Genomic DNA, 25,260 nt, shown 5'->3' with positions numbered 1-25,260 from the left:
AGGACAGTGAAACGACTCAGCGCCGATGATAGTGCGGACTCCCGTGTGAAAGTAGGTCATCGTCAGGCTCTTACAGCCCTCAAAAAGCCCCTCAGCTCTCGCTGCGGGGCTTTTTGTTTTGATCGGCCGCGACATGCGGTCATGGCAACCGCACGAGCGTCAATTCAGCCGCCGTCCTCGATCCATTCTTCCTGTTGGCGAGCCGCGCCGCTCTTGAGCAAGCTGCCCAGGGCGCGCTGCATGAGGGCCGACAGCGGCTCGTCGGCGAAGTGCATCATCCCCAGCGCTCTTGCATAGGGCATGGCGGACGCCCACTCAAGCAAGGACGCGCGCTCGACACGGCGCTGCTCCAGCAGCTTGAACTTCAGCAGGACCTTCAGTGCATGCCAGGCATGGGACCGAGGATCGTCGCGCTGCTGCGCCAAGCGATGCCGGGCACGCGCCAGCGCTTCTTCCACGTCCACGAATACCGCGCCGTGACCCGGAATCACGATCCGCGGCGCCAGAGCCTCGATCCGGTCCAGTGTGGTGGCCACGTCGGCGAAGCCGTCCTCACCCTCCAACTCCGGAAAGACGACCCCGTAGCCGTGCTGCCACAGGGCATCCGCCGAGATCAGGATGCGATGCTCCGGCTCGAAGAGCAGAAATTCGTGGGGGTCGTGCCCTGCACCGGCGACCACCGACCAGGCGAGGTCCCCCATCTCGATCACGTCGCCCGGGCTCAGCGCATCGTGGGCAACAAAGCGGGGGCATTGCTGACCGGTGGCCCGGTAGGTCAACGCCTCCTCCTGCCAGAACTGCACGTTGTCCAGCTGCGATTGCGCAATGCTGATCCGTACGCCGGGATACGCCTCCTGCAGCTGCGCATTGCCACCGCAATGGTCGCTGTGCAGATGGGTGTTGACGATGCGGTCGAGCGTCTGACCCGCGAGCGCGTCCTGCACCAGCGCAAGGGTCTGGTCCGCGTGGGTGCAGTAGCCCGTATCGACCAGCACCGTCTCTCGCCCACCGGTCAGGAGGATGTTGTTGGACGACAGCCAGCCACGCTCGAAGACGGTGATCTGGGCCGGCAGCTCAACCGCCATGCGAGTCGCCTTCAATGCGCGGAGGTGCTGCGAATGTCCTGCCGCAGCTCGCGCCGCAGGATCTTGCCCACGTTGGTCTTGGGCAAGGCGTCGCGAAACTCGATGTACTTGGGCCGCTTGTAGCCGGTGAGCTCTGCATGGCAGTAGCGCATGAGGGCCTTCTCGTCCAACTGCGCGTCCTTGCGCACGACGAACACCTTGATCGCCTCGCCCTGCTTGTCGTCCGCCACGCCGACTGCTGCGCACTCGAGCACGCCAGGGCACAGGGAGATCACGTTCTCCAGCTCGTTCGGAAAGACATTGAAGCCGCTGACGAGGATCATGTCCTTCTTGCGGTCGATGATGCGCGTCTGCCCATCCGGCAGCATGACGGCGATGTCGCCCGTGCGCATGAAGCCGTCGGCCGTGAAGGCGGCCGCGGTCTCCTCGGGCTGGCCGTAATAGCCGACCATCACGTTGGGGCCCTTGATGCACAGTTCCCCGGACGCTCCCTCCGGCAGTGTGCGCCCCTCGTCGTCCTTGATCGCGATCTCGATGCTCGGCAGCGGCACGCCGATGGTGCCGGAGAAGGTGGTGTTGGTGACCGGATTGTTGGTGCCGATGGCGCAGGTCTCGCTCATGCCCCAGCCTTCGATCATCGCGCAGCCCGTGGCCTCGAACCACGCACGCGCCGTGCCCTCCGACGCCGCCATGCCTCCGGCCTGGGAGATCACGAGCTGCGAGCAGTCCACGCTCTTGAACGCCGGATGGGCCAGCAAGGCATTGAACAGCGTGTTCACCGCCGGCAGCACATGGAAGGGCCGCTTCTTGAGCACCTCGACGAACTTGCCGATGTCCCGCGGATTGGGCACGAGCGTCATGTGCGATCCCTGGCGGATGGCCAGCATGCACAGCGTCAGCGCAAAGATGTGATACAGCGGCAACGCCGCGATGCCGTTGATGCGCGCTGGATCCCCCACCTTGGCCATGGCCGGGGCGAACCAGGCCTCGGCCTGCAGCGTTGCGGCAATGATGTTGCGGTGGGTGAGGATGGCCCCCTTGGATCGCCCCGTCGTGCCGCCGGTGTACTGCAGAAAGGCGATGGAATCGAGCGTGCACCCGTCGGCGGCAAGGGTCCGGTCACGGCTGCGGGTCATCGCGTCGGCCCAGGTGGTGACGCTGTGGCCGCTGTCAATGGGCAGCTTGAAGGGCGGCACCATCTTGGCGAGATGGCGCACGGCCGTGGTGATCCAGGCGCCATACAGGCCGCCCAACTGATCGCCCATGGCGGTCAGCAGCACATGCCGGACCGGCGTGCGCAGCAGCACGGGTTCCAGCGTCGCTGCGAAGTTCTCCAGCAGGATGATGGCGCTCGCGCCCGAGTCGCTCAGCTGGTGCTCCAGCTCGCGCGGCGTGTAGAGCGGGTTGACGTTGACGCAGGTGTAGCCCGCCCGGAGCACGGCCACCATGGCGATGGCGAACTGCGGAATGTTGGGCAGCATCAGCGCCACGCGCGCGCCGGGCTCGAGCCTCAGCGACTGCAGCCAGCAGCCCAGCGTGCGCGACAGGCGGTCCAGTTCGCCGTAGCTCATCCAGCGTTCCATGCAGACCGAGAACGGACGCTCGGCATGCGCCTTGAACGACGCCTCGAACAACGCGTTCAGTGATCGGTACTGCCCCGGATCGATCTCGAAGGGGACGCCGGGCGGATAGCTGGGAAGGTGGGAAGGATGCATGCGGTCTCCGGGCTCTGCTTGCCGCATTGTGGGATGGCGGCCTCGCCCGAGGTCCCCGGGCTTGCCCGGGGCGCGTGCGATCATGGGTCGATGATCGCGAGATGGCAGCGGTGGTTCGTGGCCGGGTGGTGCCTTACGGCGCTGGCCTGGACCGGCTTTGCGGCACCCCGCTCCCTGTCCTGGCTCATGGGCGGCTGGGCGGTGCTGCTGGGTGGGCACGGCGTGGTGCTGGCCGCCGAATTCCTCGCCGCGAATGTCGTCAATCGCCGCGGCCAAGGGCCTCAGGCGACGCCCGCCCAGCTCGTGCGGGCCTGGTGGGCCGAATGCCTGTTGTCGCCGCGAATCTGGGCGTGGCGCCAGCCGTTCCGCGCGAACCGCATTCCAGACCATGTCCCGCCGCCAGACGGTCGGCGAGGCGTCGTCCTCGTCCATGGCTTCTCGTGCAATCGGGGCTTCTGGCTCCCCTGGCTGAGCCGCCTCGTGGCGCAAGGCCGATGCGTCGTCGCCGTCGACCTGGAGCCGCCGCTGGGCGGCCTGGACGGTTTCATCGACACGCTCGACGCCGCGGTGCGACGTGTGCATGCCGCCACCGGCCAGGCGCCGATGCTCGTGGCGCACAGCATGGGCGGGCTGGTTGCCCGCGCCTGGTGGTGCCGTACCGGCGGACGCGAGCCGATCCACCGGATCGTTACCCTGGGCACGCCGCATGCAGGGACCTGGACGGCGCGCATCGGCCGCGCCGCCAGCAGCCATGAGATGCGGATCGGCAGCGCTTGGCTGCGAGCGCTGGATGTCGCCCAGCGCGCCTGCCCGCCTGCGCGCTTCACCTGCTGGTACTCCAACTGCGACAACATGGTGTTCCCCATGCACACGGCCACCCTGCCCGGCGCCGACAACCGGCCGGCCCACGGCCTGGCCCATGTGGAGCTGGCCTTCGACACCGTCGTCATGGCCGAGACACTGGCGTTGCTGGACGAAGACTGACGCGTCATCGAACACACCCGGCGGGCGTCGCGATGGGCCCGTCCCCGCAGGGTGCCCGTGCGCCGTCGTTCGCCATCGCGGCCGATCGCGGCAAGAATCGCCCCATGCACGCACTCGACAAGCAGGACCGGCTCATCCTGCAACTGCTCCAGGCCGACGGCCGGGCCACCTACGAACAGATCGCCGAGCAGGTCAGCCTCTCACCCAGTGCGGTGCTGCGGCGCGTGCGGCGGCTGGAGGAAAGTGGTGTGGTCGACCGCTATGTCGCACTGGTCCGGCCCGAAGCCGTCGGCCTGGGCCTGACCGCCTACCTCAATGTGCGCCTCGAAAAACACACCGAGAGCCACAAGCGCAACCCGATGGACCTGTTCCGCGCCAGCATCCAGGCCTGGCCGGAGGTGGTGGAGTGCAGCGCCCTCACGGGAGAGATGGACTACCTGCTGCGTGTCGTCGTGGCCGACATGGCGCACTACAGCCGCTTCATCATGGACACCCTGCTCAAACACCCCAGCGTGCAGGATTGCAAGACCAGCTTCGTGCTCGACAGGGTCAAGGCGACGACGGCCGTGCCGGTCTGAGTGCTCAAAGGTTGCTGCGCCGCAACATTTCAGCGAATGCCCCCCGCCCGTGACCGGTCGGTGACAGCGCCTCATCGGTAGTTATAGGGAAAACCCTTATGATCGACCCCATGTTCCCCAAGGCCCTTGTCCAGACCGTGCGTGCCGGCGTGCAACTGCTGCGCCCCGGCGTGGTCGCCGCCGATCCCGCGCCGACGGGCACGGCCCGCCCCCTGCGTCCCCGCGCCGCCGCCGGGCTGGTTCCCATCCGTTCCGTCGGACCGCGCGAGCGTCACCGCATCCTGGCCCATCTGCTCGCGCTTTCCCAGCGCGACCGCTACCTGCGCTTCGGCTATGCCGCCTCGGACGAGCAGGTGCAACGCTACGTGGACGGGCTGGACTTCCAGCGCGACGAGATCTTCGGCATCTACAACCGCCGCCTCGAGATCATCGCCATGGCGCATCTGGCCTTCGCGCCCACCGGTCAGGACGGCAGCTGCGCCGAGTTCGGCGTCTCCGTGTCCGAGCACGCACGGGGCCGTGGCTATGGTGGGCGGCTCTTCGAGCGCGCCGTCATGGTGGCCCGCAATGAGGGCGTGAGCATGCTGTTCATCCATGCCCTGAGCGAGAACACCGCCATGCTCAAGATCGCCCGCCATGCCGGCGCGACCGTGGTGCGCAGCGGCTCCGAATCCGAAGCCCACCTCGAACTACCCGCCGCCGATTTCGACAGCCGGGTGTCCGGCATCGCGCTGGACCAGTTCGGCGAGGTCGACTTCCAGCTGAAGGCGCGAGCCCACCAGTTCTGGTCCTTCCTGGCCGGCCTGCAGGAAGTGCGCTCGGGCGTGCGCGAGGCGCGCCAGCGCTCGGCCCCCTGAGCGGGCCAGAGCTGCGCAAGCGCGCAGATGGCGGCTGACATCATGCCGCCAAGGCATTCCGGTATCCTAGGCCTCCCTCAACTCCCGCCCTCACGCAGTGGCCGACCCCCACCCTGAACGCGCCTCCCATCCCCGGGACGACAAGCGCGGCCTCCTCCAGAAGATCGCCGAGTTCATCCACCCCGGACCGGATTCGCGCGACGAACTGATCGAAACCCTCGCCGACGCCGAAGACAACGACATCATCGGACCCGACTCGCGGGTGATGCTCGAAGGCGTGCTGCGCATGGCCGACATGACGGCCGGCGACGTGATGGTGGCCGCTCCGCGCATGGACCTCATCGACATCGATGCGGCCTACGAGGACATCCTCTACCTCGTCATCGACACCGCGCACTCGCGCTTCCCGGTCTACGAGGGCGAGAAGGAAAACATCATCGGCATCCTGCTGGCGAAGGACTTGCTCAAGCTGCAGCGCTCGCCGGAGCTGAACATCCGCGCCCTGCTGCGGCCCGCCACCTTCGTGCCCGAGAGCAAGGGGCTGAACGACCTGCTGCGCGAGTTCCGCGGCAACCGCAATCACCTCGCGGTCGTGATCGACGAATTCGGCCGCGTGGCCGGCCTGATCACCATCGAGGACGTGCTGGAGCAGATCGTCGGCGAGATCGAGGACGAGTTCGACGTCGCCGAGGACGAGGGCGACATCTTCGGCCTGGCCGACCACACCTACCGCGTGAGCGGCGACACGCCCATCGAACGCGTGGCCGAAGCCTTTGGCATCCAGTTCAGCGAAGAGCAGCAGTCCGAGGACTTCGAGACCATCGGCGGCCTCATCGCCCACGAGATGGGCCATGTGCCCAAGCGCGGCGAACGCCACGAGGTGGGCGGCTTCGACTTCGTCGTGATGCACACCCGCGGCGGTGCGGTGCGCTGGTTCAAGGTCTCGCCCGCCCGGGCCGAAGACACCGCCGCCTGATGCGCGCGCGCCGCCTTCCGGCCTACGCACTGGCCGGCCTGGCCCAGGCGGCGTCCATGGCCTGGCCCTGGGGGGGCGAGCCCCTGTGGTGGCTGCAATTGCTGTCCCTGGCTGCGCTGGCCTTCCTGCTCGACGGCGAACAGCGCCAGCGCCGTGGCTGGCGCATGCCGGCCCTGGGCGCCTGGCTCTATGCCACCGCCTGGCTGTGCGGCACCTTCTGGTGGCTCTTCATTTCCATGAACACCTACGGCGGCCTGCCGGGGCCATTGGCAGCGCTCGCCGTGCTGTTCCTGGGCGGCGGGCTGGCGACCTACTACGGCGTGGCTGGCGGCCTGTGGGGCTGGCTGGCACCGCGGCTTTCCACCGGCGGCCGCGTGCTGCTTTTTGCCGCCGTCTGGACGCTGGCAGAACTGGTGCGCGGCAGCCTGTTCACCGGCTTCCCCTGGGGCGCTGGCGGCTACGCGCACGTGGATGGGCCGCTGGCGGGCTATGCGCCGTGGGTGGGCGTCTATGGGCTCGGCACCGCTGCAGCGGCCACTGCGGCCTGTGCGGGCCTGTGGGCGATGCGGCGTCGCACATGGGCGCTCCCGCTCGCTGCCGCGGTGCTGCTCGCGCTGCCCTTGGTTCTGGGCCTCGTGCGCAGCGACGGCGGTCCTTCGGCCGGCACCGGCCGGCTCAAGGTGTCGCTGCTCCAGGGCAACATCCCGCAGGATGAGAAGTTCATCCCGGGCAGCGGCATCGACACGGCCCTGCGTTGGTACGGCGAGCAACTGCAGAAGAGCCGCGCCGCCCTGGTCGTCACGCCCGAAACGGCGCTCCCTTTGCTTCCGCGCCAATTGCCCGAGGGCTACCTGGGAGCCATTGCGCAGCGCTACGCGCAGGGCGACCAGGCCGCCATCGTCGGCGTACCGATGGAAGATGGCCCGGGCCGCTATGCCAATTCGCTGCTGGGCTTCGGCCCCGGGCTCGCCGAGCGGCCGTACCGCTACGACAAGCACCACCTGGTGCCTTTCGGCGAATTCATCCCCTGGGGCTTCCGCTGGTTCACCGACATGATGAACATCCCGCTGGCCGACTTCGGCCGCGGCGGGCTTCCCCAGCGCAGCTTCGACTGGCAGGGCCAGCGCATCGCGCCCAACATCTGCTACGAGGATCTGTTCGGCGACGAGATCGGCGCCGGCTTCCGCGATGCCGCCACTGCGCCGACCGTGCTGCTCAACGTGAGCAACATCGCCTGGTTCGGCGACACGGTGGCCATCGACCAGCACCGCGCCATCTCTCGCATGCGGGCGCTGGAATTCGAGCGCCCCATGCTGCGGGCCACCAACACCGGCGCGACGGTGGTGATCGACCACCGCGGTCGGGTGACGCACGAGCTGCCCCGCCTCACGCGCGGCGCGCTGGAGGCCGAGGTCGAAGGCCGCAGCAACATCACGCCTTTCGCCTGGTGGGTGTCGCGATTCGGCCTTGCGCCCTTGTGGCTGCTGTCGCTGCTCGTGCTGGGGATGGCGGTCTGGCGCGCGCGACGGGCGCCCGAGCGCACCTGATATCGACAGGCCGGAGGTGGATCAGTTCACCCGAGACCGTTCGGGCTGAGCTTGTCGAAGCCGCGGCGCATCCCGCCCTTCGACAGGCTCAGGGCGAACGGTGGCTGGCGGAGCAGGGCACCCGCGCACCAGGGGGGCCGGACAAGGTCCCCGCTCAGCGCACAGGAAAGTGCCGCAGCTTGCCCGGGTTCAGCAGCCCCAGCGGATCGAAGCGCCGCTTCACCGCCACCACCTCCTCGGGCAGGTCGCCGCCCGCCTTGCCGTCCTCGACGATGAAGGTGTGCGGGTTGTTGATGCGCACGCCGAACTCGCGGTGCTCGCGGATGATCTCCGCCAGCCGCTCCTCGGTCGTGAAGCGCACCAGTTGCAGCGCGCTGCAACTCATCTGGCCGTCCATCGTGCGCAGGAACTCGGCGTGCATGAACACCTCGCCGGCATAGCGCTTCGTCAGCTCGGTGATCTGCTGCACATGCTGGCCGGGGGTGAAGCTGGTCTGCAGGTAGGTGAGGTTCTTGTCCACCTTCAACGCATGCAGCGTGGTGTGGTTCCAGGTGAATTCCATCAGCGTCTTGTGGCTGCGCGCCACCTCGTCCGCGGTGCGGCGGTAGCTGACGGTGCCGCCGCGCGCGGCCACCATTTCCTTCATCGCTTCCTCGCCCGGCTCGGCCACCAGCGACAGCACGGCATGGCAGCCCTTGGGCAGATGCTCGGCCAGCTGCGAGAGATAGTCCGGCACGGGGCTGGCGAAGAAGGCGACTTCGCGCTTGGCCAGGCCGGGCGCCCGCGCCAGCTCGTCCGCGAAGGCGATGGCTTGGTCGAAGTCGCTGAAGGTGACCAGCGTCTCGAGCCAAGGCTGGCAGGGCGCGAGGCCCACCTCGATCTCCAGCACCAGGCCGTTGGTGCCCCACAGGTGGTGCATGCGCAGCGCCTCGGCGCCACGCAGCTCGACGATCTGCGGCTCGGGCTCGATGGTCATGGCCTTGATGCCCAGCACATTGCCGGGCGCGGCCAGCGGGCCGTGGTTGATCGAACCGACGCCGCCGAAGCCGCCGCCGAAGAGCCCGCCCAACGTGGCGCTGCGGAAGGTGGAGGGCACGCAGCGCAGCTCCCAGCCGGTGGGGCGCGTGGCCTTCTCCAGCTCGTTCAGCCGGATGCCCGCCTGGGCGCGTGCCACGCCGGGTCGCGTCCAGAGCACGCCGTTGTAGCCGGTCATGTCCAGCACCACGCCGCCGGCCAGCGGCGTGGTCTGTCCGTAGTTGCCGGTGCCGCTGCCGCGGATGGTGAGCGGCAGCTTGAGCCGCGCGCAGGCGGCCACCAGGCGGCGGATCTCGTCCTCGGTGCGGGGCCGCACCACGCTGTCGGCCACCTTGCCTTCGAGCTGGCGCTTGAGCACCGGGCTGAACCAGGAGAAGTCCTGCGAGAGCCGCTCGATGCGGTTGGGGTCGGTGATCCAGTCCAGGTCGGGCAGTTCGATGTGCAGCTGCTCGATGGCGTGCAAGCGGGCGTTCATGGTCAAGGGGTCCTCGGAGTCGGATTCAATCGTGCGACAGCTCGCTGGCATGCCAGCCGCCCAGCGCCACGCGCGTGAGCCAGGCCATGGCGGCGAAGAGCGCCACGCCGGTCAGCGAGATGAGCAGCAGGGCCGCGAACATGCGCGGAATGTTCAGCTGGTAGCCCGCCATCAGGATCTGGTAGGCCAGGCCGGTCGCGTTGCCGCCGGTGCCGGCGACGAACTCCGCCACCACGGCGCCGATCAGCGCCAGGCCGCTGGAGATGCGCAGGCCACCGAAGAAGTAGGGCAGCGCGCTGGGAATGCGCAGGCGCATCAGCGTCTGCAGCCGCGTCGCGCGGTTCATGCGGAAGTAGGCCTGCAGGTCGGGGTCGATGCTGCGCAGGCCCAGCGTGGTGTTGGAGATGATGGGGAACAGCGCCACCAGCGCCGCGCAGATCACCAGCGAGGCCGTGGGCTCCTTCACCCAGATGATGATCAGCGGCGCCACGGCCACGATGGGCGTGACCTGCAGCAGCACTGCGTACGGGAACAGCGCCGTCTCGATCAGCCGGCTCTGCACGAAGAGGAAGGAGATCAGCACGCCCACCACCGTGGCGACCACGAAGGACAACACCGTGATCTTGAGCGTGACCAGCAATGCGCCACCCAGCACGGCCCAGTCGGTGACCAGCGTCTGCAGCATCAGCACGGGCGAGGGCACGAGGTAGGGCGGCAGTTCCATGCCGACGACCAGCGCCTGCCAGCCGCCCAGCAGCACCAGGCCGACGATCAGCGGCAGCAGGATGCGCTGCACGCGCGGCTGGCGCAGCAGCGGCACGCGGGCCTCGCGTGCGGGCGGTCGTTGCGGCGCAGGCGCGAAGGCGGCGGGTGCCGGCGCGGCAACCGCGGGCGCGGCGGCCGGGGCGTCGGAAGGCGCCGGCGCGGCGGCGTTCCAGGTGATGCTCATGGGGTCGATCTCCGTGGGCGGCTCATGGCCGCCTGTCTGGGTGGTGAAAGCGGCGGGTGCCGGCGCCCGCCACGGTCAGGCCAAGGACAGTCGTTGAACCGTTCGCCCTGAGCTTGTCGAAGGGCTTTGATCCGCGTGGCCCGGCTTCGACAAGCTCAGCCCGAACGGTCCGGGTCAACCGAACGGTCTTGGTCAACTGGCTGGCATTGCCGCTCAGGCCGTGTGTTCCTCGTCGGTGTGCTGGCTTGCGGCCAGCAGGCTGCGCTGCAGGTGCTTGGCGTAGTGCTGGAACTGCGAGGACACCATGAACTCCGCGCTGCGCGGATAGGGCTCGTCGATGCGCACCTCTTCCACGATGCGACCCGGGCGCGCAGCCATCATCACCACGCGGCTCGACAGGAACACCGCCTCGTGGATGGAATGGGTGACGAACACCACCGTCAGCTTCTTCTTGCGCCAGAGTTCGAGCAGGTCGGCGTCGAGCTTGTGGCGGGTGATCTCGTCCAGCGCGCCGAAGGGCTCGTCCATCAGCAGCAGGTTGGGCTGCACCACCAGCCCGCGGGCGATGGAGACGCGCATCTGCATGCCGCCCGACAGCGCCCGCGGCAGGGCGTTGGCGAACTTGGCCAGGCCCACCAGTTCCAGCGCCTCGGCCACGCGGGCATCGGCCTCGGCGCGGGGCACCTTGGCCAGGTCCAGCGGCAACCGCACATTGGCCTGAACCGTGGCCCAGGGCATGAGCGTGGGCGACTGGAACACGAAGGACATCTTCTGCGTGCTCTCGTGCATCTGCTGCACCGGCTTGCGCCACAGCAGCAGGCGGCCATCGCTGGGCTCCAGCAGGCCGGCCACCATCTTCAGCAGCGTGCTCTTGCCGCAGCCCGAGGGGCCGAGCAGCGTGACGAACTCGCCTTCCTCGATGGTGAGGTCCACCGGCTGCAGCGCGACCGTGCCGTTGGGGTAGGTCTTCTGCGCCGACAGCACCTCGATGGCCGGCACGCCCGCGGCGGGCGCGTGGGTGGGCTGCGTCACGGCAGCACCTTGGCGTTGCGGGCCAGATCCAGCTTGTAGGCCTTGGCCAGGTCCACCTTGGCGGGGTCGATGAATTTCTGGCCGACCAGGAAGTCGTAGTTGGCCTTGATGCGCGCCTCGGTCATGGTGCCGATGCCGCTCTTGACGGCGTCGCCGGAGCTGACGATGCCCATCTCCTTCATCTTGGCCACGCTGTAGGCGAGCTGGTCGTCGGTCATGTTCGGGTTGTCCTTCTTGATGAGGGCATTGCCCGGCGCCGGGTCGGCCAGGTAGCTCTTCCAGCCTTCGGCCGAGGCCTTGACGAAGTCGGCCACGGCCTTGGCGCGGTCGTTCACCGTCTTCTCCATGCAGGAGATGGTGGTGGCGTACGACGGATAGCCATGGTCGGCCAGCAGGAAGGTGTTGGCCTTGGCGCCGGCCTTCTGGATGGCGTAGGGCTCGGAGGTCAGGTAGCCCTGCTGCACCATGTTCTTGTCGGCCAGGAAGGGCTGGATGTTGAAGGTGTAGGGCTTGGTCTGCGCGTCGGTCAGGCCGTACTTGGACTTGACCCAGGCCCAGTAGCCCTGCTGCGCGCTGGCGGCGATGAGCACCGTCTTGGTCTTCATCTCCTCCATGGACTTCACGTCCTCATGGGCGATGAGCACCTGCGGGTCCTTCTGGAACAGCGCCGCCACGGTGACCACCGGCAGGCCGTTGTCGCGGGCCCGCATCATCTGCAGGTCGCTGGAGCCCATCACGCAGTCGGCCTGGCCGGCGCCCATGATCTGCAGGATGTTGACCTGCGGGCCGCCCATCTTGATGGTCACGTCCAGGCCGTACTTCTTGTAGATGCCCGTGGCCACCGCCTGGTAGAAGCCGCCGTGTTCGGCCTGCGCGTACCAGTTGGTCATGTAGGTGAACTTTTCCTCGGCCTGGGCGCCGGAGGCAGCGAGCGCCAGGACGGCGGCGCCCAGGGCCAGGGCGGATTGCGAAGCGGGGCGGGTGAAGCGGTGGTTCAAGGCAGGGCTCCTGGAAAGGTCGGACAAATCAGTACGGGGAGGGGGACGAAGGAATGCGGCGGTGCGTTCGAAGCAAGAGCCGCACCGTGCGCAGGGAACAGGTCAGCGGGCGCTCTCGATGTGGCCAGTGAACTGGCCGCGCTCCCAGGTGGCTTCTTCGCGCACCAGCCAGCGCAGTTGGTAGAGCTCGGTCAGCGCCTGCACCCAGCTGTCGGCCAGCGTGTCCAGGATCTCCTGGCCCTGCTCGCGCGTGGCGCTGGTGGGGTCGCCGATGACGCCGCTGGGGCCGAAGTCGCGTGCCGTCCAGGCGCAGGCGGGGCGGCCGTCGGGCGAGAGCAGCTTGATGGGGAAGGGCGGCGGAAAGTTGGCGGCGGCGCGCTCCATGTGCACCGTCTCGGGCGCCAGGGCGAGCATGAGCGCGGTCTCGGAGTGGCCGGCATGCATGGCGAGCTTCTTCTCCTGCTCGCTGACCTGCTTGCTGGCCGCGCTGGGCAGGCGGCTCACGCCATGGGGCACGACCACGAAGTCGCCGTGGCGCAGCCGCAGCTCGCGCGCGGCCATCTCCAGCACCTGCGGCTGGCCGCCATGGCCGTTGGCCAGCAGCAGCTTGCGGAAGCCCGCGCGGTAGACCGACTCGCCGATCTCGGTGACGGTGGCCAGCAGCGTGGTGCCGGTCAGCGTGACGGTGCCCGGAAAGTGCAGGTGCTCTTCCGACTTGCCATAGGTGATGGGTGGCAGCGCGAAGGCGCGCACCGAGGCCGGCAGCCGCCGCAGCGCCTCGCCCATCACGCCGGAGGCGATCACGCTGTCGACCGAGCAGGGCAGGTGCGGGCCGTGCTGCTCGATGGCGCCGCAGGGCAGCACGATCACGGTGTTCTCGCGGTCGGGCAACTGGTCGATCTCGGTCCAGCTCAGGTAGGGCAGGAAGCGGTGCGGGGGGATGTAGCCGTGCAGCATGGCGGGGGTCCTTGTTCGGGGGAGGCGTGTCAGGCGGTGGCGGCGGCCCGGGGCGGCAGGAAGGCTGCCGGCGCTGCGCCGTGGACCACGCCGGTGCGCAGCACTAAGCGCGTGCCGGTGCGCGAGGGCCAGGCGCTGGCATCGGCCTGGGGAAAGATCAGCAGGTCGGCCGGCTGGCCTTGCAGCCGCGTGGGGCCGGGCGTGCCGCGGGCCAGGAAGTCGGCACGGCACAGCGTGTCGGACCAGCGGTCGAAGGGTGCGTCCAGCTGGCCGGCGAGCACCGCCGCAGCCATGCCTTCGAGCGGGTCGTAGCTGCCGACGGGGCAGAACGGGTCCTGCACGTTGTCGCTGGCGAAGAGCAGCGGAATGCCGCGGGCGCGCGCCTCCTTCACCAGCGTCAGGCCGCGCTGGCGCGGCGTGCGGCCGGTTCGGGCGTCCTGCAGCAGCAGGTTGGTGATGGGCAGGCTGACCAGGGTGATGGGCGCGCGGGCCACCTCGTCCAGGATGGCGAGGGCGCGGGATTCGGGCATGGCCGCGAGCGCGCACACATGGCCGCAGACGATCCGACCGGCAAAGCCCAGCTCGCGGGCGATGCGCGCCGTGCCGAGCAGGCCTTCGGCCTCGGCGTGCAGTTCCTCGTCCACATGCAGGTCCACGTCCAGGTCCTGCGCCTGGGCGGCCTGCAGCAGGTGGTGCATGGCCTGCGCGTCCCAGTTGGTGGAGTGCACGAAGCCGCCCATCAGCGCCTGCGGCCCGGTGGCCTTGACCTGCGCCGCCACGGTGCGGGCAGCGGCCGGGTCGGCAAAGCTGTCGAGCTTGGTGAGGCTCACCAGCTGCAGCGCGAGGCGGTCGGCCCAGTCATGAGCCAGGCGGTCGAGCACCGGCCAGGCGCAGGGCAGCGGGCCGATCTCGGGCCAGTTGACGTGGGTGCGCAGCAGCGTGGTGCCGGCTTCCCAGGCCCACTGCAGGCCCTGGCTGGCGCGTGCATGGATGTCCTCGGGCGTCCAGCGGGCCATGTCGGCCACCGAGGCTTCGATGGCGCCGAGCAGGCCGGGTTGCACCTCGGGGATGCGGGCCAGGGTGAAGGTCTTGTCCAGGTGCACGTGGGCATCGACCAGGCCGGGCAGCACCAGGGCCCCGTGCAGGTGCCAGGCGCCGGGCTCCGGGGCGCGGTCGTCTTCGGGCGTCACGCTGCGCACGCGGCCCTGCGCCAGTTCGATGCGCGCCAGCGCGGGGCGGCTGTCGGTGTGCGGCCAGTCGTGGGCCAGCAGCCAGGCCGGCAGGCGGGCATGGCGCAGCACGGCGGGCGTGGAATGTGCGGTCATGGCCGGGCCTCCGGTGCGCGGTATGCAGTGCGGGCGTGCATGGCGCGCCGCTCAGCGGAAGGCCGCCATGGCGGCGCCGACGCGGGCCTTGAAGCGGCCCAGTTGCGCTTCGGTCGCCACGTTCATGTGGTAGTGCGCGTGGTAGTCCACCCGGGCCTGGGCCGCGGTGAGCCGCTTCATGTAGCGCGTGATGATCTTGCGCGGCGGATCGCCCATGTACCAGGCCATCCAGCGCGGCCGGCCGTAGGTGACGACGGCGCTGATGCGCTTGATGTTTCGCAGCATGGGCCGGACGTTGGCCGGGTCGCTGATGTCGAAGGCCACGCCGGGCATCAGCAGCCGGTCGAACCAGCCCTTGAGCATGGCCGGCAGGCCGAAGCACCAAGTCGGGAAGCAGAACACGATGGCCTCGGCGCGCTCCAGCCGCTCGATGTAGGGCTGCAGCGGCACCCGGTTGGCCGGCACGTCGTGGTAGCCCAGGCGCTCCTCGCGCGACATCACCGGGTTGAAGCCCTCGGCATAGAGGTCGCAGTCGTCCACCTCGTGGCCCGCGGCGCGCAGGTTGCGCAGCACCTCCTGGTGCATGGCCGAAGCGAAGCTGGTTTCGACTGGATGGCAGTAGACGACGAGCACGCGCATGGTGTTTGACCGATGAGTCAGAGCAATCGGTCAAATTAAGCACGTGGCGTGCCAGCGTGGGTGCACCGGGGCGGTGCGGCAATGCCATCGATCCGTTCGCCCTGAGCCTGCCAAGGGGCTTGTGCGCCCGGGCTTCGACAGGCTCAGCCTGAACGGTTTTGGGGCGATCGCCCGTCTACGGGGGGCGGAATGCGCTGAACGTATTCGCCAGCAGCATCAGCATCAGCATCAGCATCAGCATCAGCATCAGCATCAGCATCAGCATCAGCATCAGCATCAGCATCAGCATCAGCATCAGCATCAGCATCAGCATCAGCATCAGCATCAGCATCAGCCTCGGCCTCGGCCTCGGCCTCGGCCGTCAGGCTTCAGGCGTCAGGCGTCCGCCGGTACCGCCATGCCGCAGCCGGCCAGCACGAAGCCGATCAGCTCGCGCGCGACGGGCTCGCGGTCGATGTGCGCGTCATCGGGCAGGCCGCCCATCGAACGCACCTGCAGCGCGTAGTCGGCGTGGTACTGGGTCATGGCCCAGATGTGCTGCAGCAGCAGCCGGCCATCGAGCGGGCGCATCAGGCCGCGGGCGATCCAGCCGTCGATGATGTCGATCTTCTTCTGCGTCCACTGGCGCGACATGGGCCAGAAGCGCTCCAGGTTGCGGCCGCCGTCCAGCACCTCGCGCGTGAAGATGCGCGACATCTCCGGCTTGTCGAAGGCATGGTCCAGCTTCTGGCGCACGTAGGCCGCCAGCACCCGGGCCGGGTCGTTGGCATGCTCGTCGAAGGAGAACACCACCTTCCACTCGTGCAGCACCTGCATCAGCAGCTCGGAGTAGAGCTCTTCCTTGCCGGCGATGTAGTAGTGCAGCTGCGGCTTGGTCAGGCCCGCGCGCTGGGCGATGGCCTGGGTCGAGGTGCCCTTGAGGCCGTGGAGGCTGAACTCGGTGATGGCCGCCGCGCGGATGGCCGCCAGGATGCGCTCGCGCCCGGGGCGTGCACGCGACAGAGGCCCGTCGGGCGCGGGCATCTCCTGCGCGGGCGTGGGGCCGTCGGCGGGCTGTTCGGGGGGAGTGATGGCGGGAGGCAAGGCGCGGCGCGGTGGCGGTCGAGGGACGCGCGATGGTACTGCCCGGCATTGCCGGATGCCGCTTAAGCATCGACATGAGCCGGCCGCGGCGCAAATCCTGATTAGCGTTGCGGGCGGCCGCATTCGGCGGCCTGTCAGCCGTGCCGCCGCATCGCTGGCGGACCGCGCCGGCCCTATGACGACCTACCAAAAACGGAGTTTCCGCATGTACCTTTCCTACCGTCTTCGCGCCCTTGCTGCTGGCGCTGCGCTCATGGCCGGCGCCGCCCTCGCGCAGGCCCAGCAGGCCCTGCCCAACGTGGTGATCCTGGCCACCGGCGGCACCATCGCCGGCGCCGGCGCCTCGGCCGCCAACAGCGCCACCTATGCCGCCGCCAAGGTGCCGGTGGACAAGCTGATCGCCGGCCTGCCCGAGCTGTCGAAGGTGGCCACCGTGCGCGGCGAGCAGGTGTTCCAGATCGCGTCGGAAAGCTTCACCAACGACAACCTGCTGACCCTGGCCAAGCGTGTCTCGGCCCTGGCCAAGCAGGCCGACGTGGACGGCATCGTCGTCACCCACGGCACCGACACGCTCGAAGAGACGGCGTACTTCCTCAACCTGACGGTGCACACGGCCAAGCCCATCGTGGTGGTCGGCTCCATGCGCCCGGGCACCGCCCTGTCGGCCGACGGCGCCTTGAACCTGTACGACGCCGTCAACGTCGCCGCCAGCAAGGACGCGTCCGGCAAGGGCGTGCTGGTGACGATGAACGACGAGATCCAGTCGGGCCGCGACGTGGCCAAGGCCATCAACATCAAGACCGAGGCCTTCAAGAGCCAGTGGGGCCCGCTGGGCATGATCGTCGAGGGGAAGAGCTACTGGTTCCGCGCGCCGGTGAAGAAGCACACGATGCAGTCGGAGTTCGACATCGACCAGATCACCGCACTGCCTGCGGTGGACATCGCCTACGGCTACGGCAATGTGCCCGCCGACCAGTACGAGGCCATCGGCAAGGGCAAGGCCGCGCTCGTCCATGCCGGCACCGGCAACGGCTCGGTGGCCGACCGCGCCGTGCCCGCGCTGCAGAAGCTGCGCAGCGAGGGCGTGCAGATCATCCGCAGCTCGCGCGTGAACACCGGCGGCTTCGTGCTGCGCAACGCCGAGCAGCCCGACGACAAGTACGACTGGGTGGTGGCGCACGACCTGAACCCGCAGAAGGCCCGCATCCTGGCGATGGTGGCGCTGACGAAGACGCGCGACACGAAGGAATTGCAGCGGATCTTTTGGGAGTATTGACACCCACCCCGTGTGCGGGCCTCACTGCGTGTGGCCCGCACTCCCCTCAAGGGGCCGAGCCCGTACACAAAAGGTCCTGTGGACCTTTTGTGACTGGCGAGGGGCTGCGCCACTGGCGCAGCGCGGTCTGCAAGACGCCCCTGCGGCCCGGCGGAGCCGGTTCCGCGTGGCCTGCTGGCATGGCCTGCTCCGCGGCCTTTCGATCCTTGTTGGGGTGAGCCGTGCCGACGTCAGGGCCGGTCTGGCGATGATTCGCTTGTGATGCAGCCAGTAGCGAATGAAGGGCCTGTTTCTCACGCCGGCTGCGCATGCAGCCGTACGCCCAGGGCCTTGGCCACCTTGAGCACCGTGGCGAAGCTCGGGTTGCCGTCCGCGCTCAGCGCGCGGTACAGGCTTTCGCGGCTGAGGCCCGTTTCCCGGGCGACATGGCTCATGCCCTTGGCGCGGGCGATGTCACCGAGTGCGCGGGCAATGCCGGCGGCATCGTCGGGCGCCTCTTCCAGCCAGGCGTCGAGGTAGGCCGCCATTTCCTCCGGCGTGCGCAGGTGCTCTGCCACGTCGTAGGCGGAGGTCTTCGTCTTCGACGGCTTGTCAGCGTGTGCCTTGGTCATGCGCTTACCCTTCGTAGTCCTGTGCCAGTTGGAGGGCGGTGGCGATGTCGCGGCTCTGGGATGCCTTGTCTCCGCCCGCCAGCAGAAGCAGAAGTCGGTCGCCGCGCTGGCTGTAGTAGACCCGGTAGCCGGGGCCGACATCGATCTTGAGTTCCGACACCCCGCCCGTCAGATGCCGATGCGCGCCGGGGTTGCCATGGATCAGCCGGTCGACGCGCATCAGGATGCGTGCGCGGCCTGCCACGTCCTTCAGGCGATCAATCCACTCCCTGTACTCGTCTGTCTGCTCGACGCGCATGCGTGGATTGTAGCCTATGGGCTACATGAGATCAGTGATTCATGCGCTTTTGCCTGAGTTTGAGGCGACCGACCCGACATGCTGTGTCACCCCAGCATCGGCACCAGATCCGGATCGCCCTTGGCCATCGCGCGCTGGTAGGCGGGGCGGGCGCCCATGCGTTGCAACCAGGCGCGGATGTTGGGGTAGGGCGCGAGGTCCACGGACTGGAACAGGCGCATGGTGCTGAGGGAGAACACGCTCATGACGTCGGCGGCGGTGAATTCGGCACCGGCCAGATGTGCCGCCTCGCCCAGGCGCGCTTCCACCAGCGCCAGCACGCGGTCCAGCCGGCCCTGCACGGCCTGTTGCACCGGATGGTCGGCGGGCAGGCCGGCGCGGCTGATCATCATCAGGCGGCCCATCACCGGCTGCAGGTTGCCGTTGGCGAAGTGGAACCAGTAGAGGTAGTGCGCGAAGTCGGGATGTTCCGGCGCCAGCCGCAGTCGGCCCTGGCCATGGCGGGCGATCAGGTAGTCGACGATGGCGGCGGATTCGGCCAGCACCAGACCGTCGTCCTCGATCACCGGCGCGGCGCCCAGCGGATGCAGCGCCTTGAGTGCTGGCGGCGACAGCATCGTCGTCGCGTCGCGCTGGTGGCGCACCAGGGTGTAGGGAATCCCCAGCTCTTCGCAGAGCCAGAGGATGCGTTCGGACTGGGAGCGGCCCAGGTGATGGATCGTGAGCATGCGCGGGATTGTGCGGCCCGGCGTGCGGTGGCCTTGCGCTGCGCCGTGCCGTGTCGCGAGGTGCCGCTGAGTTCCTCGCTGCACGGCCGCACGACCCGCGCTCAGGCGGCCGGCACGTACAGCCGCGCGCGCCGCCGGTGGCGCGCCGACTCGGCACTGACGATGCTGATCGCCAGCCAGGCCGCGCCCGAGCACAGGCCCGCGACCACGTCCGTCAGGAAGTGCGCCTGCAGGAACACGCGGCTGGCCGGGACGGCCACGGCCATCGTGGCAGCCAGTGCCAGCATCGGCAGGCGCAGGCCCTTGGGTCCGATGCGCAGGCACAGGTAGGCCAGCATGCCCCACAGCACGATCGCGGCCGAGCTGTGGCCACTGGGAAAGCTGAAGCCCGGCGCATTCACCAGCAGCGTGTCGTGCACCGGCCGCACGCGCTCGAAGATCTGCTTGAGGGAATAGTTGAGGACCGCGTTCCCCGCGTTCGCCAGCAGCCAGCCCCAGGCGAAGCCCGGGTGGCCGCGCAGCCGCAGGAACAGGGCGAAGAGCAGCACGAAGGTGGCGACCGGCAGCGGGTCGCCGATATGCGTGAAGACGGAGAAGGCCTGCCGCGCCCAGTCGGGCGTGTGGGTGCCCACGGCCGCGCTCAGGGCGTCGTCCATGCGGCCCATCGGACGCCCATCGCCCAGGTGCCGCGCGAACAGGGTGAACAGGCTGGCCAGGCCGATGATCAACAGGAAGCCGATCACGAGCCCGGGCACGATGCGCCCCAGCTGCGGCGGCGCATCGGGTTCTGGCCGGGTGCGGCGGCGCCAGGCCAGGCCCAGGCTGCCCGCGAGCAGTGCCAGCAGCATGGCCGCGAGCACGATGAAGGGAAAGGCCGTCCAGGCCAGGCTGCCCATGCGCGCACCGAGCGCGCTCCAGTCGTCAGGGGTCATCGATCCTTGGGTTCGGGTGCAGGTCCAGCCCCCGGTGGTGTCAACCGCGGGCCGGGAGTTCCAGGGTGTCGGTCAGCGCCAGTGCGAAGGCGTCGAGGCGGGCGTCGAAGTTCCAGCGCTCCAGCGTGCAGCAGCGCCGTCCGTCGTCGCCCGGCCCGGGCCAGCGCAACAGGTTGACCGAGTTCGGGGCGCCGGATCGTACCCGGGAGGACACGGCCGTCCCTGCCTGCACGGCCCAGGCGCCGCCGGCCTGGGGCAGCGGCACGGCAAAGGGCAGGTGGATGTGGCCGCCCAGCACCAGGTCCACGCCGGCCTCGGCCCAGCGTGCCAGTGCGGCCTCGCGGCCGTGCAGCAGGTTCTCGTGGTCCTCCGGCCGGGTGACGGCCACCGGCTGATGCACCATCACCACGCGCAACTGCGCCGGTCCGGCGTCCGCCAGCCGGCGGGCGATGCGCTCGATCTGCGCAGGGCTGATCTCGCCATCGCTGTGGCGCCAGCGGCGTGTGGTCCTGGCGCCCAGCACCAGGCAGTGCGGCAGGTCCAGCGTGGGCTCCAGGTCGTCCCCCAGCGCCGCCTGGTAGCGGCGGTAGGGCGCAAGCAGCCGGCTGCCGAGGTCGAAAAGCGGGATGTCGTGGTTGCCGGGGATGACGAGCACGCGTGGCGCATCCAGTCGCTGCAGGAACGCGCGGGCGGCTGCGAACTGCGCCCGCGTGGCGCGCTGGGTGATGTCGCCGCTGACCACCACGGCGTCGGCCGCCTGGGCATGCACCCATCGGACCAGCGCTTCGACGACCGGCGCTTGCTCCGTGCCGAAGTGCGGGTCGGACAGGTGCAGCAGCACGCAGTCACGCTCGACGGGCAGGCTCCCGGGTGGCAAGGCGTGAGGCATGGGCGCGGGTCGGTCCCTCATGCGCGCTCAGCCTTCGCATCCAGGGGCTTGACCAGCCACAGCGGCCGTGGCGACACGCGAAAGCGCAGCGGCATGTCCATCCATTGCACCTCGCCATCGGTGGCCACGCGCACGCGTCGGCGCCCGGACGAGGCGCCGGTTGTCGCCTGCACCTCGATCTCGCGGAAGGTGAAGCTGCGCACCTTGGAGGCGCTGCCCAGCCGGCCCAGGGCCGCCCGCAGCACCAGCCCGATCATGGCCAGCCGGCCCAGCGGCTCCAGCACGATGGCGGCTAGCGCGCCGCCTTCTTCCACGGCCTGGCCTTCCTCCACGCCCACCTGCTCGAACTGCAGCGCGTTGTTGCCGACGAAGAGCGTGGGCGTGCGCAGCACCTGCGTGCCGCCGCCCGCGCTGACGTTGAGCGTCCAGGTACGAAAGCCCTTGAGCAGCGTCGCCAGCGCGGCGCCGAAGGCCACCCAGCGTCGGCGGCCGAAGCGGGCCTTGAAGTCTTCGCGCTCCTCCAGCATGCGGGCATACAGGCCCAGGCTGGCATTGACCAGGAAGGCGCGGTCGTTCACCTCGCCGGCCTGCACCGGCTGCGGCGTGCCGGTCAGCAGGGACCGCAGCGATTCCTCGATGGGCGCCGGGATGCCGTGCACCCGGCTGAAGTAGTTGAACGTTCCCTGCGGCAGCACGCCGAAGGCGCAGCCGGCGCGCAGGGCCGCATGGGCCACCGCGTTGATCGTGCCGTCGCCACCGGCCGCGACCGCGATGCCGCCCTGGGCCAGGGCCGATTCGACCGCCTCCCGCGCCAGGTCGGGCACGCGGCGCCCTTGGCCGACGACCCGCAGCGTGAGCGGCCTGCCGGCGGCGCGGCAGGCGGCCTCGATGGCCTGGCGCGTCTCGTCGGCGCTGCCTCGGCCCGATCCACGGTTGAGCACCACGAAGAGCGGTGCGGCAGGGGCAAGGGCAGGGGCAGCGGGCATGGGGCAGGCGGGGTGTCGGGCGAAGCCGACATGCTCCTGACGGGAAGCCGACTTGGCCAGGCCCGCGCGCCGCCAGTCCGTGTAGTCGTCCGCCGGCCTCGCATGCCCGCCGCGGCGCCGCGCGGCGGGCGCGCCCATAAAATGCGCGGTTCCCTGCGCCGGCGCTGCGACTGCCTCCGGCCTGCCTTCTTCCCGCACCATGCTGACCTTCCAACAGATCATCCTCAAGCTCCAGGCCTACTGGGACGCCCAGGGCTGCGCCCTGCTGCAACCCTACGACATGGAAGTGGGCGCAGGCACCAGCCACACCGCCACCTTCCTGCGCGCCCTGGGCCCCGAGCCGTGGAAGGCCGCCTACGTGCAGCCCAGCCGCCGCCCCAAGGACGGCCGCTACGGCGAGAACCCCAACCGCCTGCAGCACTACTACCAGTTCCAGGTGGTGCTCAAGCCGGCGCCCTCCAACATCCTCGAGCTCTACCTGGGCAGCCTGGAGGCCCTGGGCTTCGACCTCAAGAAGAACGACGTGCGCTTCGTCGAGGACGACTGGGAGAACCCCACGCTCGGGGCCTGGGGCCTGGGCTGGGAGGTCTGGCTCAACGGCATGGAAGTGACGCAGTTCACCTACTTCCAGCAGGTGGGCGGCATCGACTGCCGGCCGATCACCGGCGAGATCACCTACGGGCTGGAGCGTCTGGCCATGTACATCCAGGGCAAGGAAAGCATCTTCGACCTGGAATACGCGCCGGGCGTCACCTACGGCGACATCTACCACCAGAACGAGGTGGAACAGTCCACCTACAACTTCGAGCATTCCGACGCCGACTTCCTGTTCACCGCCTTCGGCGCGCACGAGAAGCAGGCCAGGCACCTCATGCAGGAGAAGCTGGCGCTGCCCGCCTACGAGCAGGTGCTCAAGGCCGCGCACACCTTCAACCTGCTGGATGCGCGCGGCGCCATCAGCGTGACCGAACGCGCCGCCTACATCGGCCGCATCCGCAACCTGGCCCGTGCCGTGGCCCAGAGCTACTACGACAGCCGCGAGCGCCTGGGCTTCCCGCTGGCGCCGCGCGAATGGGTCGCGCAGATCCCCAAGAAGAACAACGAGTCCACCGCCGCCGGCGAGAAAGCCGCCGCCTGAGCCATGAACGCCACGTCCTCGCATCCCAGCCTGCTCGTCGAACTCTTCGTCGAGGAACTGCCGCCCAAGGCGCTCAAGAAGCTCGGCGACGCCTTTGCCGGCGTGCTGCGCGACCAGCTGGTCGCCCAGGGCCTGGCCGGCGGCGCCTCGGTGCTCACGGCCTACGCCTCGCCGCGCCGCCTGGCCGCGCACCTGACCCATGTGGCGCCGCGCGCCGCCGACAAGGCCGTCTCGCAGAAGCTGATGCCGGTCAGCGTCGGCCTGGATGCCGCCGGCCAGCCCACGCCCGCGCTGGTCAAGAAGCTCGCCGCCCTGGGCCTGGACGCCTCGGCCGCCGCCGGCCTGCGCCGCGCGCCCGATGGCAAGGCAGAGGCCCTGTTCCATGACAGCACCGTGGCTGGCGCCACCCTGGCCGAGGGCCTGCAGAAGGCCCTGGCCGAGGCCATCGCCAAGCTGCCCATCCCCAAGGTCATGAGCTACCAGCTCGAAGCCCGCTGCGAGCTGCCCGGCTGGAGCAGCGTCAGCTTCGTGCGCCCGGCGCATGGCCTGGTGGCGCTGCACGGCGCCGAGGTGGTGCCCGTCACCGCCCTGGGCCTGGAAGCCGGCCGCGACACGCACGGCCACCGTTTCGAAGCCGCCGTCGACCCGGTCGTGCTGCGCGACGCCGACCACTACGCGCTGCAGCTGGAGGAAGAGGGCGCCGTCATCGCCGGCTTCGAGGCCCGCCGCGCCGAGATCGCCCGCCAGCTGGCCGCCGCCGCGGTGGCCGTGGGCAACGGCTGCGAGCCCATCCGCGACGACGCCCTGCTGGACGAGGTCACAGCCCTGGTCGAGCGGCCCAACGTGCTCACCTGCAGCTTCGAGCAGGAGTTTCTGGGCGTGCCGCAGGAATGCCTCATCCTGACGATGAAGGCCAACCAGAAGTACTTCCCGCTGCTGGACGCGCAGGGCCGGCTGACGCACCGCTTCCTGGTGGTGAGCAACATCCGTCCCGACGACGCCAGCGCCGTCACCGGCGGCAACGAGCGCGTGGTGCGCCCGCGCCTGGCCGACGCCAAGTTCTTCTTCGACCAGGACCGCAAGAAGAGCCTCGAATCGCGCCTGCCGCTGCTGGACAAGGTGGTCTACCACAACAAGCTGGGCACGCAGGGCGAGCGCGTGCAGCGCGTCGTGGCCATCGCCAAGGCCATCGCCGCCCAGCTGGGCGACGGCGCGCTGGCGGCCCAGGCCGAGCAGGCCGCCCGGCTGGCCAAGACCGACCTGGTCACCGACATGGTGGGCGAGTTCCCCGAGCTGCAGGGCATCATGGGCCGCTACTACGCGCTCAACGACGGCCTGCCCACCGCCGTGGCCGACGCCATCGAGGACCACTACAAGCCCCGCTTCGCCGGCGACGAACTGCCGCGCGGCACGGTCGGCCTGGCGGTGGCCCTGGCCGACAAGCTGGAGACGCTGGCCGGCATGTTCGGCATCGGCAACCTGCCCACCGGCGACCGCGATCCCTTCGCGCTGCGCCGCCATGCGCTGGGCGTGGTGCGCATGCTGATCGAGCGCGACCTGCCGCTGGCGCTGCCCGCGCTGATCGACATCGCCCTCGGCGCCATGGGCCCGCTGGCCACCGAGGCCAACGCCCGCACCCAGCTGCTGGACTTCATCCAGGATCGCCTGGCCGGCAGCCTGCGCGAGCAGGGCGCCAGCGCCCAGGAGGTCGACGCCGTGCTCGGCCAGCGCCCGCCGCACCTGGCCGAGGTGCCGCGCCTGCTGGCCGCCGTGCGCGCCTTCGCCCGCCTGCCCGAGGCGCCGGCCCTGGCCGCCGCCAACAAGCGCATCGGCAACATCCTCAAGAAGTCGCCCGAGGCCGACGCCCACGTCACCGAAGGTCTGCTGCGCGAGCCGGCCGAGCAGGCGCTCTACCAGGCCATGCAGCAGGTGGTGCCGCAGGCCGACGCGCAGTTCGCCGCCGGCGACTACACCGCCTCGCTGCAGACCCTGGCCGCGCTGCGCGCGCCGGTCGATGCCTTCTTCGACGGCGTGATGGTCAATGCCGAAGAGGCCGACCTGCGCCTGAATCGCCTGGGCCTGCTGGCCGCGCTGCACCGGGCGATGAACCGCGTGGCGCTGCTGGAGCGCCTGGCGGCCTGACCGGCCTCGCGCGCCTTTCTTCACC

General features: G+C 69.5%; 25 protein-coding genes. 8 read left to right on the top strand and 17 right to left on the bottom strand.

Annotation, left to right across the window (positions count from 1 at the left end; all coding sequences use genetic code 11):
- Nucleotides 1–164: 164 nt before the first annotated feature.
- Together L0984_RS28920 and L0984_RS28915 are read right to left on the bottom strand one after the other, a co-directional pair.
- Entirely contained in the window at nucleotides 165–1,085 is a 921-nt protein-coding gene (locus tag L0984_RS28920) for an MBL fold metallo-hydrolase (protein ID WP_234197869.1), read from the bottom strand.
- An 11-nt stretch (nucleotides 1,086–1,096) separates the two neighbouring features.
- Nucleotides 1,097–2,800: an AMP-binding protein gene (locus tag L0984_RS28915; RefSeq protein ID WP_234197868.1), complete on the bottom strand. Its 1,704-nt coding sequence runs from the start codon at nucleotides 2,798–2,800 to the stop codon at nucleotides 1,097–1,099.
- A 33-nt stretch (nucleotides 2,801–2,833) separates the two neighbouring features.
- Between L0984_RS28915 and L0984_RS28910 the strand changes: the two genes are divergently transcribed.
- The 5 genes from L0984_RS28910 to lnt all read left to right on the top strand — a co-directional run bounded on the left by L0984_RS28910 (nucleotide 2,834) and on the right by lnt (nucleotide 7,742).
- Nucleotides 2,834–3,784, top strand: coding sequence for an esterase/lipase family protein (locus L0984_RS28910; protein ID WP_234197867.1), 951 nt, complete (start codon nucleotides 2,834–2,836; stop codon nucleotides 3,782–3,784).
- A gap of 104 nt (nucleotides 3,785–3,888) precedes the next feature.
- Nucleotides 3,889–4,362, top strand: a complete 474-nt coding sequence (locus L0984_RS28905; RefSeq protein WP_017758360.1) for an Lrp/AsnC family transcriptional regulator — start codon at nucleotides 3,889–3,891, stop codon at nucleotides 4,360–4,362.
- Nucleotides 4,363–4,472: 110 nt separating this feature from the next.
- Nucleotides 4,473–5,219 carry a GNAT family N-acetyltransferase gene (locus L0984_RS28900; protein WP_234197866.1) on the top strand — a complete coding sequence of 249 codons (747 nt, stop codon included), beginning with the start codon at nucleotides 4,473–4,475 and terminating at the stop codon, nucleotides 5,217–5,219.
- A 97-nt stretch (nucleotides 5,220–5,316) separates the two neighbouring features.
- Nucleotides 5,317–6,195 (top strand): HlyC/CorC family transporter, encoded by an 879-nt coding sequence (locus tag L0984_RS28895; protein ID WP_017758362.1) that lies wholly within the window; start codon nucleotides 5,317–5,319, stop codon nucleotides 6,193–6,195.
- Nucleotides 6,195–7,742: an apolipoprotein N-acyltransferase gene (gene lnt / locus L0984_RS28890; protein ID WP_234197865.1), complete on the top strand. Its 1,548-nt coding sequence runs from the start codon at nucleotides 6,195–6,197 to the stop codon at nucleotides 7,740–7,742. The genes L0984_RS28895 and lnt overlap by 1 nt, the downstream gene beginning before the upstream one ends.
- A 154-nt stretch (nucleotides 7,743–7,896) precedes the next feature.
- Here lnt and L0984_RS28885 read toward each other — a convergent pair whose 3' ends face one another.
- The 9 genes from L0984_RS28885 to L0984_RS28845 all read right to left on the bottom strand — a co-directional run bounded on the left by L0984_RS28885 (nucleotide 7,897) and on the right by L0984_RS28845 (nucleotide 16,175).
- Entirely contained in the window at nucleotides 7,897–9,252 is a 1,356-nt protein-coding gene (locus L0984_RS28885; RefSeq protein ID WP_234197864.1) for an FAD-binding oxidoreductase, read from the bottom strand.
- Between the two features lie 25 nt (nucleotides 9,253–9,277).
- Nucleotides 9,278–10,201: an ABC transporter permease gene (locus L0984_RS28880; protein ID WP_234197863.1), complete on the bottom strand. Its 924-nt coding sequence runs from the start codon at nucleotides 10,199–10,201 to the stop codon at nucleotides 9,278–9,280.
- 213 nt (nucleotides 10,202–10,414) lie between these two features.
- Nucleotides 10,415–11,233, bottom strand: a complete 819-nt coding sequence (locus L0984_RS28875; RefSeq protein ID WP_234197862.1) for an ABC transporter ATP-binding protein — start codon at nucleotides 11,231–11,233, stop codon at nucleotides 10,415–10,417.
- On the bottom strand, nucleotides 11,230–12,231 hold the full coding sequence (locus L0984_RS28870) for an ABC transporter substrate-binding protein (protein ID WP_234197861.1): 1,002 nt from the start codon (nucleotides 12,229–12,231) through the stop codon (nucleotides 11,230–11,232). Before L0984_RS28870 ends, L0984_RS28875 begins: the two co-directional genes overlap by 4 nt.
- Nucleotides 12,232–12,333: 102 nt before the next feature.
- The gene (locus L0984_RS28865) at nucleotides 12,334–13,188 is read right to left on the bottom strand and encodes a creatininase family protein (RefSeq protein WP_234197860.1); all 855 of its coding nucleotides are present in this window, start codon (nucleotides 13,186–13,188) and stop codon (nucleotides 12,334–12,336) included.
- 29 nt (nucleotides 13,189–13,217) lie between these two features.
- Nucleotides 13,218–14,513 (bottom strand): amidohydrolase family protein, encoded by a 1,296-nt coding sequence (locus L0984_RS28860; protein WP_234197859.1) that lies wholly within the window; start codon nucleotides 14,511–14,513, stop codon nucleotides 13,218–13,220.
- Nucleotides 14,514–14,564: 51 nt separating this feature from the next.
- Complete coding sequence (locus tag L0984_RS28855; protein ID WP_234197858.1) at nucleotides 14,565–15,152, bottom strand: NAD(P)H-dependent oxidoreductase; 588 nt, start codon at nucleotides 15,150–15,152, stop codon at nucleotides 14,565–14,567.
- A 175-nt stretch (nucleotides 15,153–15,327) separates the two neighbouring features.
- On the bottom strand, nucleotides 15,328–15,483 hold the full coding sequence (locus L0984_RS28850) for a hypothetical protein (RefSeq protein ID WP_234197857.1): 156 nt from the start codon (nucleotides 15,481–15,483) through the stop codon (nucleotides 15,328–15,330).
- Nucleotides 15,484–15,527: 44 nt separating this feature from the next.
- Nucleotides 15,528–16,175 (bottom strand): TetR family transcriptional regulator C-terminal domain-containing protein, encoded by a 648-nt coding sequence (locus tag L0984_RS28845; RefSeq protein WP_234197873.1) that lies wholly within the window; start codon nucleotides 16,173–16,175, stop codon nucleotides 15,528–15,530.
- A gap of 265 nt (nucleotides 16,176–16,440) precedes the next feature.
- Here L0984_RS28845 and L0984_RS28840 point away from each other — a divergent pair, with 265 nt between their 5' ends.
- On the top strand, nucleotides 16,441–17,511 hold the full coding sequence (locus L0984_RS28840) for a type II asparaginase (RefSeq protein ID WP_234197856.1): 1,071 nt from the start codon (nucleotides 16,441–16,443) through the stop codon (nucleotides 17,509–17,511).
- A 293-nt stretch (nucleotides 17,512–17,804) separates the two neighbouring features.
- Here the strand turns inward: L0984_RS28840 and L0984_RS28835 are convergent, their stop codons facing one another.
- From L0984_RS28835 to L0984_RS28810, 6 genes are all read right to left on the bottom strand, one after another.
- Nucleotides 17,805–18,122, bottom strand: a complete 318-nt coding sequence (locus L0984_RS28835; protein ID WP_234197855.1) for an addiction module antidote protein — start codon at nucleotides 18,120–18,122, stop codon at nucleotides 17,805–17,807.
- Nucleotides 18,123–18,126: 4 nt separating this feature from the next.
- On the bottom strand, nucleotides 18,127–18,420 hold the full coding sequence (locus tag L0984_RS28830; RefSeq protein ID WP_234197854.1) for a type II toxin-antitoxin system RelE/ParE family toxin: 294 nt from the start codon (nucleotides 18,418–18,420) through the stop codon (nucleotides 18,127–18,129).
- A gap of 86 nt (nucleotides 18,421–18,506) precedes the next feature.
- Entirely contained in the window at nucleotides 18,507–19,148 is a 642-nt protein-coding gene (locus L0984_RS28825) for a glutathione S-transferase family protein (protein WP_234197853.1), read from the bottom strand.
- Between the two features lie 101 nt (nucleotides 19,149–19,249).
- Nucleotides 19,250–20,080 carry a phosphatase PAP2 family protein gene (locus tag L0984_RS28820; RefSeq protein WP_234197852.1) on the bottom strand — a complete coding sequence of 277 codons (831 nt, stop codon included), beginning with the start codon at nucleotides 20,078–20,080 and terminating at the stop codon, nucleotides 19,250–19,252.
- A 40-nt stretch (nucleotides 20,081–20,120) separates the two neighbouring features.
- Nucleotides 20,121–20,969 carry a metallophosphoesterase family protein gene (locus tag L0984_RS28815; protein ID WP_234197851.1) on the bottom strand — a complete coding sequence of 283 codons (849 nt, stop codon included), beginning with the start codon at nucleotides 20,967–20,969 and terminating at the stop codon, nucleotides 20,121–20,123.
- A gap of 17 nt (nucleotides 20,970–20,986) precedes the next feature.
- Complete coding sequence (locus tag L0984_RS28810; RefSeq protein ID WP_234197850.1) at nucleotides 20,987–21,955, bottom strand: diacylglycerol/lipid kinase family protein; 969 nt, start codon at nucleotides 21,953–21,955, stop codon at nucleotides 20,987–20,989.
- A gap of 199 nt (nucleotides 21,956–22,154) precedes the next feature.
- On the opposite strand from L0984_RS28810, the gene glyQ reads away from it, so the two are divergent.
- Both glyQ and glyS read left to right on the top strand, forming a co-directional pair.
- Nucleotides 22,155–23,093 carry a glycine--tRNA ligase subunit alpha gene (glyQ, locus tag L0984_RS28805; protein ID WP_234197849.1) on the top strand — a complete coding sequence of 313 codons (939 nt, stop codon included), beginning with the start codon at nucleotides 22,155–22,157 and terminating at the stop codon, nucleotides 23,091–23,093.
- A 3-nt stretch (nucleotides 23,094–23,096) separates the two neighbouring features.
- Nucleotides 23,097–25,235 carry a glycine--tRNA ligase subunit beta gene (gene glyS, locus L0984_RS28800; RefSeq protein ID WP_234197848.1) on the top strand — a complete coding sequence of 713 codons (2,139 nt, stop codon included), beginning with the start codon at nucleotides 23,097–23,099 and terminating at the stop codon, nucleotides 25,233–25,235.
- The last annotated feature ends 25 nt before the right edge of the window (nucleotides 25,236–25,260 follow it).

It is taken from the genome of Pseudacidovorax sp. NFM-22 (assembly GCF_021401245.1).
Taxonomy (GTDB): Bacteria; Pseudomonadota; Gammaproteobacteria; order Burkholderiales; family Burkholderiaceae_C; genus Xenophilus.
This window is presented reverse-complemented; position numbering and strand designations above follow the sequence as displayed.